16 protein-coding genes are annotated in these 12,269 nt (G+C 39.3%); 6 read left to right on the top strand and 10 right to left on the bottom strand.

Features of this window, described 5'->3' with window-relative positions:
- Positions 1–85: 85 nt before the first annotated feature.
- From SYN7502_RS02225 to SYN7502_RS02215, 3 genes are all read right to left on the bottom strand, one after another.
- On the bottom strand, positions 86–901 hold the full coding sequence (locus SYN7502_RS02225; protein WP_015167270.1) for a tetratricopeptide repeat protein: 816 nt from the start codon (positions 899–901) through the stop codon (positions 86–88).
- 32 nt (positions 902–933) lie between these two features.
- Positions 934–1,455 (bottom strand): DUF4214 domain-containing protein, encoded by a 522-nt coding sequence (locus tag SYN7502_RS02220; RefSeq protein WP_015167269.1) that lies wholly within the window; start codon positions 1,453–1,455, stop codon positions 934–936.
- Positions 1,456–1,540: 85 nt separating this feature from the next.
- Complete coding sequence (locus SYN7502_RS02215) at positions 1,541–2,257, bottom strand: ROK family protein (RefSeq protein WP_015167268.1); 717 nt, start codon at positions 2,255–2,257, stop codon at positions 1,541–1,543.
- Positions 2,258–2,423: 166 nt separating this feature from the next.
- Between SYN7502_RS02215 and SYN7502_RS02210 the strand changes: the two genes are divergently transcribed.
- A complete protein-coding gene (locus tag SYN7502_RS02210; RefSeq protein WP_015167267.1) occupies positions 2,424–2,747 on the top strand; it encodes a DUF3067 family protein in 324 nt (107 codons plus the stop codon).
- A gap of 113 nt (positions 2,748–2,860) precedes the next feature.
- Here the strand turns inward: SYN7502_RS02210 and dacB are convergent, their stop codons facing one another.
- The gene (dacB, locus tag SYN7502_RS02205; protein ID WP_015167266.1) at positions 2,861–4,333 is read right to left on the bottom strand and encodes a D-alanyl-D-alanine carboxypeptidase/D-alanyl-D-alanine endopeptidase; all 1,473 of its coding nucleotides are present in this window, start codon (positions 4,331–4,333) and stop codon (positions 2,861–2,863) included.
- A gap of 107 nt (positions 4,334–4,440) precedes the next feature.
- Here dacB and SYN7502_RS02200 point away from each other — a divergent pair, with 107 nt between their 5' ends.
- From SYN7502_RS02200 to SYN7502_RS02185, 4 genes are read left to right on the top strand one after another with little or no spacing between them, the layout of a single operon-like run.
- Positions 4,441–4,683, top strand: a complete 243-nt coding sequence (locus tag SYN7502_RS02200; protein WP_015167265.1) for an AbrB/MazE/SpoVT family DNA-binding domain-containing protein — start codon at positions 4,441–4,443, stop codon at positions 4,681–4,683.
- Positions 4,680–5,015: a type II toxin-antitoxin system PemK/MazF family toxin gene (locus SYN7502_RS02195; protein WP_015167264.1), complete on the top strand. Its 336-nt coding sequence runs from the start codon at positions 4,680–4,682 to the stop codon at positions 5,013–5,015. The genes SYN7502_RS02200 and SYN7502_RS02195 overlap by 4 nt, the downstream gene beginning before the upstream one ends.
- A 37-nt stretch (positions 5,016–5,052) precedes the next feature.
- A complete protein-coding gene (locus SYN7502_RS02190) occupies positions 5,053–5,730 on the top strand; it encodes a hypothetical protein (protein ID WP_015167263.1) in 678 nt (225 codons plus the stop codon).
- Positions 5,731–5,772: 42 nt separating this feature from the next.
- The gene (locus SYN7502_RS02185; RefSeq protein WP_015167262.1) at positions 5,773–6,600 is read left to right on the top strand and encodes a hypothetical protein; all 828 of its coding nucleotides are present in this window, start codon (positions 5,773–5,775) and stop codon (positions 6,598–6,600) included.
- A 7-nt stretch (positions 6,601–6,607) separates the two neighbouring features.
- Here the strand turns inward: SYN7502_RS02185 and SYN7502_RS02180 are convergent, their stop codons facing one another.
- Positions 6,608–7,048, bottom strand: coding sequence for a tRNA (cytidine(34)-2'-O)-methyltransferase (locus SYN7502_RS02180; protein ID WP_015167261.1), 441 nt, complete (start codon positions 7,046–7,048; stop codon positions 6,608–6,610).
- Between the two features lie 247 nt (positions 7,049–7,295).
- Between SYN7502_RS02180 and SYN7502_RS02175 the strand changes: the two genes are divergently transcribed.
- A complete protein-coding gene (locus tag SYN7502_RS02175) occupies positions 7,296–8,033 on the top strand; it encodes a DUF502 domain-containing protein (RefSeq protein ID WP_015167260.1) in 738 nt (245 codons plus the stop codon).
- Here SYN7502_RS02175 and SYN7502_RS02170 read toward each other — a convergent pair.
- The 5 genes from SYN7502_RS02170 to SYN7502_RS02150 all read right to left on the bottom strand — a co-directional run bounded on the left by SYN7502_RS02170 (position 7,999) and on the right by SYN7502_RS02150 (position 12,197).
- Positions 7,999–9,027 carry an ABC transporter permease gene (locus SYN7502_RS02170; RefSeq protein WP_015167259.1) on the bottom strand — a complete coding sequence of 343 codons (1,029 nt, stop codon included), beginning with the start codon at positions 9,025–9,027 and terminating at the stop codon, positions 7,999–8,001. The genes SYN7502_RS02175 and SYN7502_RS02170 overlap by 35 nt on opposite strands.
- Positions 9,028–9,068: 41 nt before the next feature.
- Positions 9,069–9,290, bottom strand: coding sequence for a hypothetical protein (locus SYN7502_RS02165; protein WP_015167258.1), 222 nt, complete (start codon positions 9,288–9,290; stop codon positions 9,069–9,071).
- Positions 9,291–9,311: 21 nt separating this feature from the next.
- Entirely contained in the window at positions 9,312–9,920 is a 609-nt protein-coding gene (locus SYN7502_RS18055; RefSeq protein ID WP_015167257.1) for a pilus assembly FimT family protein, read from the bottom strand.
- Positions 9,921–9,933: 13 nt separating this feature from the next.
- On the bottom strand, positions 9,934–11,409 hold the full coding sequence (locus SYN7502_RS18050) for a prepilin-type N-terminal cleavage/methylation domain-containing protein (RefSeq protein ID WP_015167256.1): 1,476 nt from the start codon (positions 11,407–11,409) through the stop codon (positions 9,934–9,936).
- Positions 11,410–11,474: 65 nt separating this feature from the next.
- Positions 11,475–12,197: a prepilin-type N-terminal cleavage/methylation domain-containing protein gene (locus tag SYN7502_RS02150; protein ID WP_015167255.1), complete on the bottom strand. Its 723-nt coding sequence runs from the start codon at positions 12,195–12,197 to the stop codon at positions 11,475–11,477.
- Positions 12,198–12,269: the final 72 nt, after the last annotated feature.

Raw genomic sequence — 12,269 nt, 5'->3', positions numbered from 1 at the left:
TTTGTTTGCCGATACATTGTATTGGTAATCACTGATCTTGTCTAGTCAATCTTGTAAAGATTTAATTTAAATTTCATTTTGGACTTTAACTTGCATTTGAATTGATCGATAAATTTGGGGCTTGGGTGGTCATGAAGCCTAGATTACTATATGCCTCCTTAAATTCAGGATTTAGGGATAGGGCTGCTTCAAAACAGGCGATAGCTTCATCGTGTCTATTAATTTTGGTTAAAGTAATGCCAAGGTTAAAATATACTTCGGCAAATTCGGGATCAATGCTCAAAGCTTCATAAAAACTAATAAGTGCTTCCTTGTAGTTATTTTGCTGTAATAAAGCATTCCCCAAGTTGCAGTGGGCACTGGCATAGCTGGGCTGAATGGAAATAGATTTTTGAAAACAGGTAATCGCTTCTATGACTTTTCCTTGGTTAATATAGGCAATTCCCAAATCGCTATAGTCCTTGGCACCAATTAAATCAAGATCGTAAAGTTCAGCTTGAGCATACAATGTTAATACCTCATCTAGCCTTTGTGACTGGATTAAGGTCTCTGCCCATGTCTGATAGGCTCTAATATACTGAGGATTGATATTGATGGCACGTTGATAGCTGGAGATCGCCCCGTCAATATTACCCCGACTGTGCAGGAGTTTGCCAAAATTAAGATGGGAATCCAAACTATAACTATTAGGGGCTAGGGTCAACGCTTGGGCATAATGGGGTATGGCTAATTCTAACCAACCTTGAGATTCTAATACCCTTGCTAACTCACTATGGGCAGGTGCAAAGTTTGGTTCTTGGCTGATGATCTGTTCATAGATGGCGATCGCTTTTAGGGGCTTATCTAGTGATAAATAAGCTTCGGCTTGCTTTTGCATTCTACCCACATGTTCTATTGTCATTGTCTAGTAGCTAAATCTCATATCTAAATTATCTAGTATCTAAGTCGAGCCTCTGGGCTTCTGGCTAACTCTCGTCTCACATCTGCGATCGTGCCGCCATTAGCAAGTAACCGCTTATAAGTCTCTAGTCCACTGGGATCAACATCTCGTCTCAGAATCTCTTGGTAGGCTCGATTAATTACCTGTTCAGCCTCTGCGGAGTAAGCAACGTCAGCACGCACCCTTTGCAAAGTCCAACCATTATTGAGATTATTGATATAGGTTCTAGCTCCACTTAAGTCAGTTCTGCGTCCTAGGACTTCAAAGTAGATTTGGTTAATTGCCTGTAGTCCATTTATGTCGTTATACCGACTATTATCGTAGGGTCTATAGTTATCGTCATCCCTTCTGTAGTTATTATTACGATCATTACGAATGGTAAACTCGCCATAGCCCGGGCAACTAATCACATTCCATTCTCGATAGCAGGTGATGCGCTCAGATCTTCTCTGTGCCTGAGCAGGTAGGGCGGCTAGGATTAAAATAGCTGTAGCAGCAAGAATTGGTAATTTCATAGGTGTATCTCAAAAAATTGGCTCAAAGGTTTAATTACATTGATTTTGAGGCTTATGCAACCTATGTTTTAAGATGAAACTCAGATTAAGATTGTTCCCAGTGATTTAATTGTGATGACCATAGAGCCAGTCCCCCAATTAATCCAAATATATTCGGTACAATTTTGACATTTTCTGGAAGTTTCAGTGCTATTTTTTTAGCATTACCACCACCAATATATAGATAGTCATAGTTAAAAAGGTTGGCGATCGCATCTATAGCTTTATTAAGTCTTCGATTCCATAGTTTTTGCCCAACCTTATCAAATGCCCGTTGTCCTAGCCGATCTTCGTAGGTATCGCCACTGCGAAACTGATGCTGCCCCAGTTCCAGATTTGGTACTAGTCGACCGTCAATAAATAAAGCCGAGCCGAAGCCTGTACCAAGGGTAATGACTAACTCTGTACCTCTACCTGCGATCGCTGCTAATCCTTGCACATCAGCATCATTTGCTATTCGCACAGGTTTACCCAGTCGATCATAGAGTACAGTGCCTAAATCAAAATTATCCCAATCGGGGTGAAGATTAATTGCTCCTTTGGTTATGCCTTGGCGCACAACTCCGGGAAATCCTACAGAAACTTGATTAAACTCTTTGTGGATATTAGCTAGATCGGCGATCGCCGCAATAACTGGCTCTGGTTTAGCTGGCTTTGGGGTTTCAACTCGCAGATTTTGGGTATGGGGAGTGCCATCTGCTTTTAAGACCATCGACTTGATCCCACTACCACCGACATCAATTGCTAGAGTTAATTTTTCCATAGCCTAATTTTTTGATACCTAATTAAACTTTACAGCCCATCTTGAGAATATTTAGAATACTAGCCTGTTTGCACCCGCCACGATTTTAAGCAATCATTAAGTCTAGGCATTGCCCTTAACTATAATAAACTTGAGATAGAATACGATAAAATCACCCCTTAGCACCATGAATGGTCGAGACCTACAGCAACTTATTCAGACTAAATGGGGACATTCCTATGATTTGCAACTCCGCCGCAGTCAAGGACGTATTTGGCTACAGGTGATGTGGCGGTACCTAGAACAACAATCATTTCCCTTATCAGAAGCGGAATATTTAGAGCATTTAGATAGTCTGGCTACGCATCTACATGAATGGGGAGCGATCGAGCAGGTAAAAAACTTTATCGCTACCACTAAATTACGCCCTAGGCTCGGAAAAGCTGTGGGTATTCCCCTAGAACTACAACTGGGACTGAGATCGCTAGAATGGATGCTAGAGGAAAGCTAAAAAAGATGATCGGAACATCGGCGAGAGAGTCTTCCCTTCTCCAAGAAATTGGGTAATCATATTGGGGCGATAATCTCCCTGTCAATATTTAATCTAAATATTTAATCTCAAGGTCAAGGTACTGAATTACAAACTTCAACGGAGCTTAATAGCTGGGCGATCGCATCTAAATTTTGAGTTAGCTCACGGTTAGATAGGGTGGAATTATTAATAATGATGCTAAACCCAATTTCTGGATATTTAGGTGGTTGGATATAGCCCGACAAGGCTGCTACACCTGTTAAAGTTCCAGTTTTAGCTTGAATATTACTAAAGGATTGCAATCGATTTTTTAAGGTTCCATCTACACCTGCGATCGGTAAGGAGTCTCGAAATATGGAATTATCTTTCATTATGGTTAAAAGTTGAGCGATCGTCTTGGGAGTGACTAAACTTAAATTTGATAACCCCGAACCATCTGCCATAACAATTGCGGAAATACCTTTATCTGCTAAAAACTTAGTGATTATATCTATGCCTTGTTCCCTTGAGTCTAGTTCTGAATCTGGGTTGGAAAAACTGCCAATTCTATTGAGTAAAGATTCAGCATAAAGATTATTACTTTGTTTATTAGTTGTATTAATCAATTCTGCTAGAGGAGGTGAAAAAATAGTGGCAACAGCGATCGCTGGCATTGATTGATTTTCAAGCAAATTTTTAGATAGATTTTTAAGTTCAGGTTTAAATTTAATTCCCTGCTTGATCATTTCCGATCGCAAGAGCCTCAAAAAATGTGATTCAGAATCTGGTACGGCGGTTGCACCTAGTTCAGGTGGAGTATTTTGGGGCAGGTTACCTGTAATTATGAGTTTGTTTTGTCCTTGCGATCGCTCTATTTTTAAAGAATTTGGGATGGAAGCATCCACCGTAATAGCCCGATTATCAATGATCCAACCCTGTGCCAAATCTGGGCGATCCCAACTAAATTTAATCGGTTGATTAATCCGAGTCGGAGCAGTTGTCCAATCTAAAACATTCTCATTCAGAATAAAGGCATTAGCGATCGCTGCATAATCTTCCTGTAAATCTTCCCACTGCCAGCCTTGCCCTATACCTGAACCTCTAATCTGAGTAGAAGTTTTAATATTGCCAGAGATTGCCCTAATCCCATTGACGTGTAGGTATTGAGCTAGAGATTTCACCAGAGACTTTAAATTATCCTCGGTAAAACTAGGATCACCCTCAACTTTTAACCATAGAGTTTCTCGGTTTTGATCTAGCCATAAACTGGTTTTAATGCGATCGCCCTTCCCCAGAATTTCCAAAGCCGCCGCCGTGGTGAATAACTTAAGATTAGAAGCGGGCGTAAAATATTTATCCCCATCAATATTCACAATTGGGTTAGCTAAATTATCTAACTTACTTGCATATACCCCCACTCTTGCTGATTTTAGTTGTGGAGTTTGCACAATTCCTGCGATCTTCGTTGGCAAATCAACCACACAAATACCCCATGATGGATTGGCATAGGCACAAATCCCAATTAAAGCGATAATTCTGGTTAGCTTGGTGTTTATTAATGTGCTTAATAATTTGATGGCTAGCATCTAACTGGACTCACATTGATATTCTTACAGCAATTTTTAGTTGAACTTAAGTTGTATAACCAAGCATTTAGATTAGTATATACAGTGTAGATACTAGATTAAACAGAATGAAAGCCACAATTTCCAAATGGGGAAACAGTCTTGCCTTTCGCATACCTAAACATATAGCTGAGAGCCTTCAACTCCAAGAAGGAAGCTCTGTAAGTATCTCCGTATCAGATAATTGCTTGACGATCGCTCCATTGAAACGCAAAAAATATACCCTAGAGGAACTATTGAAAGATATGACTCCTGAGCATTTTCATCTAGAAATTTCCACAGGCAATGCCATTGGGCAAGAAATCCTTTGAGCAGCTATATACCTGAACGTGGCGATATTCTCAAAATCAACTTTTCTCCTCAGATAGGTTCAGAGCAAGCTGGATTCAGACCTGCCTTAGTAATTTCTCCAAGTTCATATAACCGACTATCTTCATTAGCAATTATTTGTCCGATAACCAGCAAGCAAAAGGGTTTGAATTTTGAGGTGTTATTACCTGAAGGCTTACAAACCTACGGCGTGGTTCTTTGCGATCAAATCAAGAGCCTTGACTGGAAAGCTAGAGGAGCTTTTTTGATAGAGCGAATATCGATGGAATTAATGGAAGAAGTATTAGCAAGGATAGAGCCATTAGTTTTATAAATAGTCTTAAAGAGCATTTAGAGTAACCACGGCAATAATGTTTTTATTTCCAACTGAGCAAATCAGACAAATTTTAACCTTAGGACTTGCTCAAATTGATAACTATGAACGTGAGTTAATTCCCGTCAGATTTTGCTATCCCGATTATGACTGCCATTACACCTCAGCGATCGCCCATCATGTAAGCTCAAAACTCCAGAAATCACCCTTAGAAATTGCTCAAACCCTACAGCAATCTATATTTTTAAACTATCAGCTAAATTCTCAGCTAAGGATCGCAGTAACAGATCAGGGAATGCTTAACTTTACGCTCACAGATTCCTATATTCAAGCTTGCCTAGAACAACTAGCAGATGCTGATCTCAGACTAAACTACACTCCGAATTTCCAAAATTTTCCGCAATTTACCTATACACAATATGCCTATGCCCGCTGCTGCTCCTTACTCAGACTAGCAAGCACCTACCCCCATATCTTTGCTCCCATTGGTTCTATTTCTCTAGGCTTGAATCTAATTGCAATCGCCGAAACCTTGACTAATCTATCTCATCCCCAAGCTATTAAACTAAGTCAGCAGTTAACTAGCTTATTTTGCGAAGCAAGCGATCGCTCTGACCTATCCAAATCCTTAAGTATTTTGTCATTACAAGTCACGCAAAAACTTCTACATACTCTCGCATCTGGCTATATCAACCTGCCTGAATATTTGCCCTGATTATTTGTAAGCTAAAATTGCATCAATTCAAAACCTTGGGCTATGCACATCCAAATTCCAATTCCAATCCAAAAGGTAATGCGTGAGTTACCACCTGTTTTTACCTTTGCCGAGGTTCCCCCTACCCCACCCCCTGCCGCCCCAGAACCAGTAAATATTATCCAAGGAGCGATCGCTATTATTAGTCTTATGGCAGTTGTAGGCTTTGTTGGTAATTTTATTAATCCTGGCTTTATTGTTATCATTTTGCTATTTGGGTTAGGGACAATTATCTGGCGACTCCAGATTCAATATCTGACCTATAAAAGTCGTTTGCGTGATCATACAGCCCTAACCGAAAACTACTTTATCCTGCTTGCTTCCTACTCCCGCCGCCACAGTGAACATGAACAAAAAAACGCCCAGACTCGCACTGCTGAGTATTTGAGAGTCTTTCGTCAGCCCAAGATTTTAGAAGTTCTTAAAAGTACTAACGGCAAAATTGCCCAGAAAGCTTTAGCCGCCAATGAAAACACAGATACAGAAATTTCAAGCAATGACTCATCGGCATTTGCCCAAGCCCTCAACCACAAACTATCCAAGCATCTTTCCAAAAATTTTTACAGAGGCGTAACTATTCCAATTCCCGGATTTAACTATATCTATAGTCCTGAATTTACCTACATCGACCCAGTGAGTAATCTGCATCTAGCGATCGCCATTGATGAGCCTAATGATCCAATTCTCAAAGAACAGCAAAAAATCTCCCACACCTATTTACTCAATTCGGGCTGGATCGTCGTTAGTTTTAACCTAGCCGAAGTTATCGATCAACCCCAACAATGCCTGCAAGCAGTAACTGATTTAATTTCAGAATTAGATGTGAAATAAAAATAAATTACAGATTTAACTGTCTCCGTGCCTCAAACAAAGCGATCGCCACACTCACCGATAAATTCAAGCTCCGCACCTTGGGATGATCCATGGGAATTGCCACAGTCAAATTTTGAGCTAAAACCTCTGGGGGCAGTCCACTAGTTTCACTACCAAATAGTAAAATATCCTGCTCTGTAAACTCAAATTTCCGAAAATCATGCTTCCCCCTTGCCGAAAAACAGACCCATCGACCCGCCACCGCCGCCAAAGATTCTAAATTGGCATGAATCTGTAAATCTGTATATTGCCAATAGTCTAAACCTGCTCTTTTTAGGGCGCGATCGCTAATTTCAAACCCCAAAGGCTCTACCAAATGTAAGCGGGTTTTAGTCGCAGCACAGGTGCGGGCAATATTGCCAGTATTAGGGGGAATTTGGGGATAAACTAAAGCAACTTGTAACATTAATGGGTTTGAGATATTCTTGATTTACAACACTTCATAAAAGTACACAAAGCTATACTTAATAAAGTCCGTCTAAATTCTAAATTTAATTTTAAAGTTAACTCTAAATTTAAGTTTAAATACTAAAAGGCAGGAAACATCATATCAACTTCATCCTATTAAATCGATTGCAGTGAGGCTCCAGCAACTTTTTATATTCTTTTAGTCATCTGATCAGGTACCAATGTAAAAATAAATGGAAAACAATATGAGCCCAAGAAAAAGTAACTTAAAACCAGATACCCCAAATCGCTTTTTACAAGCATTAAAAAATGATCTAATTGCCGGATTACTAGTAATCATTCCCCTTGCTACCACCATCTGGGTTACTTTTAGCCTAACCACCTATAGTATTGATCTGCTTACCCGCATTCCCAAACGGCTTAATCCCTTTGTCAGTCTCGATCCCCTCCTTGTCAACCTGATTAACTTGGCAGTAGGTTTAGCGGTGCCTTTACTGGGAATAGTTTTAGTTGGCTTGATGGCTCGTAACTTTGTGGGGCAGTGGCTCCTCAGAACAGGTGAAGCTTTCGTACAGTCCATTCCCCTTGCTGGAGATGTCTATAAAACCTTAAAACAACTGCTTGGTACTTTACTGACTGATACTGGCAATAAGTTCCGCCGAGTAGTCTTAGTCGAATATCCTCGTCCGGGTTTATGGGCTTTAGGGTTTGTGACTGGTTCCTTAGGTGGAGAAATTGCCAATGCCATGCCACAAAATATGATCAGCGTATTTTTACCCACAACCCCTAATCCCACTACTGGCTGGTATGTAATTGTGCCAGAAGTTGATGTAATTAACCTTTCTATGCCTGTGGAAGACGCGTTTAAAATTATTGTATCGGGTGGAATTGTGACTCCAGAAGCTAAGGACTATAATCTCAAAACTCCTCTCGCTCCCCTGGCTATTCCTAATACCGAATACGAGGATCTATCCACGCATTAATTAAATCGATCGCAATACTTACAATCACGACAATTAGGGCAAACATAATTACCACTCCCTGCACCACAGGGTAATCACGGGCTACTAGAGCTTGAAATAGGCGATTTGCTAACCCCGGATAAGAAAAAGTTACCTCAGTTAAAACTGCGCCACCTAATAAAGAAGCAAAGGTCAAGCCCATCACCGTAATTACAGGAATTAGAGCATTTTTTAAGGCATGATTAATTAGTACAGAACGAGAATTCACCCCCCTAGCGATCGCTGCTTCCACATAATCTGATCGCAACGTATCTTTTAAATTCACGCGCACAATCCGTTCAAAAATACCACTAATCACAACCCCCAGACTCAAAGCAGGTAAACATAGGTAATGCAAACTTGTAAAAAATGAGTCTATATCACCTTTGAGCAAAGAGTCAACGGTAAATAAACCAGTGATAAATTCTGGTGGAGTCATCGTTGCAGGAAATCTAGTGCCAATGGGAAACCAGCCCAACTGTACTGATAAAATTAACTGCAACACCATCCCCATCCAAAACAATGGCAATGAATAGGTAATAATTCCAAACAATCTGCCAAATAAATCCCAACCTGTATTCGGTTTTAAGGCAGCGATCGCTCCAATACTTACCCCCACAATTAAGGCGATCGCCATACTATAAAATGCCAGTTCCACCGTAGCAGGGAAAAAATTACCAATAATTTCCGTAACCTTAGTTCCCGAGCTAGTCAGAGATTCTCCTAAATTGCCATGCAGTAAATCTCCCATGTACCTTAAATACTGCTCACCCCACGAGCCTGCTAAACCTAACTTAATCCGCAAAGCATTTTTTACCACCAATGGAGCCTTTGCTCCTAAAATTCCATCCACAGGATCACCCGGAGTTGCCCGCATTAACACAAAAACCAAGCTAGCGATCGCCCATAAAAGCAATGGAGCCAACACCAACCTTGTGAGCAAGTAATATAAAAGCGATCTAAATCGAGCTGACATACAGCAATAAGTTAATAATCTATGATTTATTCAACAACTTGTCATATTCTAGATGAGAATAGAAAACGTATTTGTTGTGTCTCACCATTTTCTGATTCATTTAACGCCTTTAGTCCAAGTTCTGTAAGAATCAAACTAATTTGAGGTTTTGAGAGCGTCGCCTGCCATTTAATTTCATTTTCTATATCTTCCATAAATTGTTCTGCATTTTCGTCTTGAATTTCTTCAGGCAGTTCCTGTGCTTTCCGAACTACATTACTCAAAAGTACTGAAATTATAACTAATTAATACTTACTATACTTAGCGCAATCACTTGTAGCTGAACTATCGAAAACTGTATTAAGGTCAAGATAATAGGACTTTAGGTTACCCAGCAAATCTTGGATAAATAGGCAATACTTAGTAGAGTTATTTTGTTGAATTTGTAAATATACATTACTTAATTCTTTAGCTTCCCCTTTATAATTAAAATTAAAACTATAAACTTCGACACCTGACTCTTTAATACTACTTACGCTTGAAACAAGAGTAACTCCACTTTCCAATTTCTGCCAAGTCAAATTATTCCAGCCATTGCTATCAGTGGGTTTAGTATTAGAATCAATAATCACATATTCTCCAGTATTTAGTCCATCAGCACTATTATTCCTAAAACTGAATTGATATGCCACTTTTTTTACTTTTGCCACGCTTTGAGCTTCTTTAATTGCGGAGTAAACCCTACTTTGTGATGTTCTAGCCCGCTGATTATTTTGAAAACTAACCCAGCCCGGTGCAGCGATCGCCGATAAAATTCCTACCATAAGAATCACGACTAAAAGCTCAAGCAAAGTATAACCAGCCTGACTTTTGGAGTTATTACCTTTAAAAGTTACAAAATATCTTCTAAGCATTTTTTTAGTTAAACTATTGAAAATTCAAAATCCCTCTACCAAAAACCCTGACGTTTGAAGTAGGAGTATAACTTTGGTACAAATCAACGGCTGTTGGGTTCGTAACAGATGGTTGCTGTCTGGAACTATAGGAAGATTTATTCAATCTGGCAAGTATATTAGTTCTAATATAAACCCTTGCAGAAATGTTGTTGGCATTCACACAAGCATAAAAACCACTTAAACCCGTTGGATTAACAAATATATCCCCAAACTGTGCTGTACTACTAAAAACTGGTGGGACTCGCTGTGCAAAAATAGCTGCTCCAGTAGAACTATAACTTCCAACTCCTGTATTTGGATCATTGCAGTTATCATTGCTAGAACTTACGAACGGGCTAGCAGTGGTAGATAAAGAGCCTTGAGTATTTGGCTTAATATTAATATTAATTGGTGAATTGTTTACAACTCCATCATCCTGAGCTAGTTCATAAGGAGTATCATCAATATAATCTACCAAAACCTGAAAAGGGTTCTCGAGAAAATTATAAACTTCTGGAGACTTCCGCCATTTTTTCATCCGATCAGATAATGATCCAGTGGCATTAACAATATCAAACCTCTTAAAGCCTTTATCTGGCAAAACTAAATAGTCAATACATGGGGCAGTACGCCCAGTAGGGCAGGTGCCACTAGTTGGGGTGCCGCTAATTGGTGGTCCTCCACCGGATGGAGTGAATCCAGATGGAAAGAATATATTCCCATCACCATCCTTAGTCGCAATATATTTTGGATCACCAACTGGACATACTGTAGGGTCACCTAGATCATCAGATTTTGATTGATTTTTACAACTCCAAGGTACCCCGTCTTTCATTTCCCAACGTACAATTCTACTAGTATCAGACCATAGTCTAGTACCATTATTTCCTATGCTGCTATTATCATTTTTTACCAAGTAATAGACCACCAAAGAGTAGGTAGGAATAGAACTACCGTTACATACACTTGGATTATCAGAAGGGAAAGGTAAACAGTTCACAAATCTGCGAGTTGAACTATTACCACCTTTTGGTTGGGATTTATCTTTATCCGCATCGTTAACATCATAAGTAGTGGATTTCCAAAAAACTAATACTGGTGTACAGTATTGTGTTGACAGATTTGGTCTGCACTGAGAACCAACTTGTCTATGGGGTAACTGATTTGCCACGTAATCAGTATCTGCTCCTTTTTGATATAGTCCATCGGCATCGTATATAAAGACAGCACTACTTAAATCTTCCGCAATATAGTTAAGGGCAGACTGAATTTCCTCTTGAGCATCGGATTTAGCTTGTTCTTTCCGATCCCTATCCAAAATATTCACCAAAAATCCTAATAAACTTCCCACAATAATCGAAGCAACTATAAGTGCTACCAATAGCTCAATTAATGTAAAGCCATTTATTCTTCTATGTTGATTATTTCTTCCGTTTATTAATAACTTATGCAGAATGATTTTTAGCATTATCTTCTTCAATTTCTATTTTATTTCTAAAAGTTATCAAATCTCATTGACAAATGGTCGATTACCTATGAACCATTCTTCGTTCTAGCCGTAATACTATTTAACCCATCACTAGTACCAATGGGAATATTTGGATATATCTCTACAACTGCCTGAAGTAATGGATTATTCTTAGAGCCAACACCACCAATAGAAGTATTAGCTTGAATAGTTTGATTAGGAGTCTGATTATTATCAAAAGCATCTGCTCGATAAACTCTTACAGCTAACCGATAACCGGATGCACTTGCAATGGATAGTTCAGTAGCTTTTTGGTCATTAGTAGCTATTGGACAAAGAGTTCCAGTAGTATTATCGCAAATCGCTACAGGTCGAATTGCTTGAATCACTAAATCTTCTGAATCGGAAGGGCTAAATCCATTATTATTCGTATCAATTAAAGTTCCCTGATCAGGATTGCTTAAATAGTTAACTAACGAAGTGCTAGGTGGCTTTCCAAAATCTGGTTGAACAAATAGTGAGGGAGTGGTCACAATAAATACGGATGGTGGCTTCAAGGTACCACCCCTCAATCCATCAAGGTACGATCTTAATGCTTGAGCAGCCAAGTTTACCCTGCGTGCTTGTACCCTAGATGCAGTTGTTAAAGCCAGCATTGGTGCTACAGAAGTTATCAAAACCCCCACTACGACCAAAGCCACTATCCCTTCCAGAAGAGTATATCCCGAAGAATTACTTTTGCGTGATGCCTTCAAGAAATAAATGAAATTGCTTTTGGATTTAATCATAGCTAATACCTATTTTTAGAAATTCTTAGAAATTTTTAGATGCAATGATAAATACATTTACAACTTTACAAC

The organism is Synechococcus sp. PCC 7502 (assembly GCF_000317085.1).
GTDB lineage: Bacteria > Cyanobacteriota > Cyanobacteriia > Pseudanabaenales > Pseudanabaenaceae > PCC-7502.
This window is presented reverse-complemented; position numbering and strand designations above follow the sequence as displayed.

Excerpts from the sequence above, each read along its gene's own strand:
- SYN7502_RS18050 (WP_015167256.1), bottom strand. The coding sequence starts at position 11,409 with ATGCTAAAAATCATTCTGCATAAGTTATTAATAAACGGAAGAAATAAT.
- SYN7502_RS02210 (WP_015167267.1), top strand. The coding sequence starts at position 2,424 with ATGAATGGTCGAGACCTACAGCAACTTATTCAGACTAAATGGGGACAT.
- SYN7502_RS02225 (WP_015167270.1), bottom strand. The coding sequence starts at position 901 with ATGACAATAGAACATGTGGGTAGAATGCAAAAGCAAGCCGAAGCTTAT.
- SYN7502_RS18055 (WP_015167257.1), bottom strand. The coding sequence starts at position 9,920 with ATGCTTAGAAGATATTTTGTAACTTTTAAAGGTAATAACTCCAAAAGT.
- SYN7502_RS02185 (WP_015167262.1), top strand. The coding sequence starts at position 5,773 with ATGCACATCCAAATTCCAATTCCAATCCAAAAGGTAATGCGTGAGTTA.
- SYN7502_RS02180 (WP_015167261.1), bottom strand. The coding sequence starts at position 7,048 with ATGTTACAAGTTGCTTTAGTTTATCCCCAAATTCCCCCTAATACTGGC.
- SYN7502_RS02200 (WP_015167265.1), top strand. The coding sequence starts at position 4,441 with ATGAAAGCCACAATTTCCAAATGGGGAAACAGTCTTGCCTTTCGCATA.
- SYN7502_RS02170 (WP_015167259.1), bottom strand. The coding sequence starts at position 9,027 with ATGTCAGCTCGATTTAGATCGCTTTTATATTACTTGCTCACAAGGTTG.
- SYN7502_RS02215 (WP_015167268.1), bottom strand. The coding sequence starts at position 2,257 with ATGGAAAAATTAACTCTAGCAATTGATGTCGGTGGTAGTGGGATCAAG.
- SYN7502_RS02150 (WP_015167255.1), bottom strand. The coding sequence starts at position 12,197 with ATGATTAAATCCAAAAGCAATTTCATTTATTTCTTGAAGGCATCACGC.
- dacB (WP_015167266.1), bottom strand. The coding sequence starts at position 4,333 with ATGCTAGCCATCAAATTATTAAGCACATTAATAAACACCAAGCTAACC.
- SYN7502_RS02190 (WP_015167263.1), top strand. The coding sequence starts at position 5,053 with ATGTTTTTATTTCCAACTGAGCAAATCAGACAAATTTTAACCTTAGGA.
- SYN7502_RS02175 (WP_015167260.1), top strand. The coding sequence starts at position 7,296 with ATGAGCCCAAGAAAAAGTAACTTAAAACCAGATACCCCAAATCGCTTT.
- SYN7502_RS02220 (WP_015167269.1), bottom strand. The coding sequence starts at position 1,455 with ATGAAATTACCAATTCTTGCTGCTACAGCTATTTTAATCCTAGCCGCC.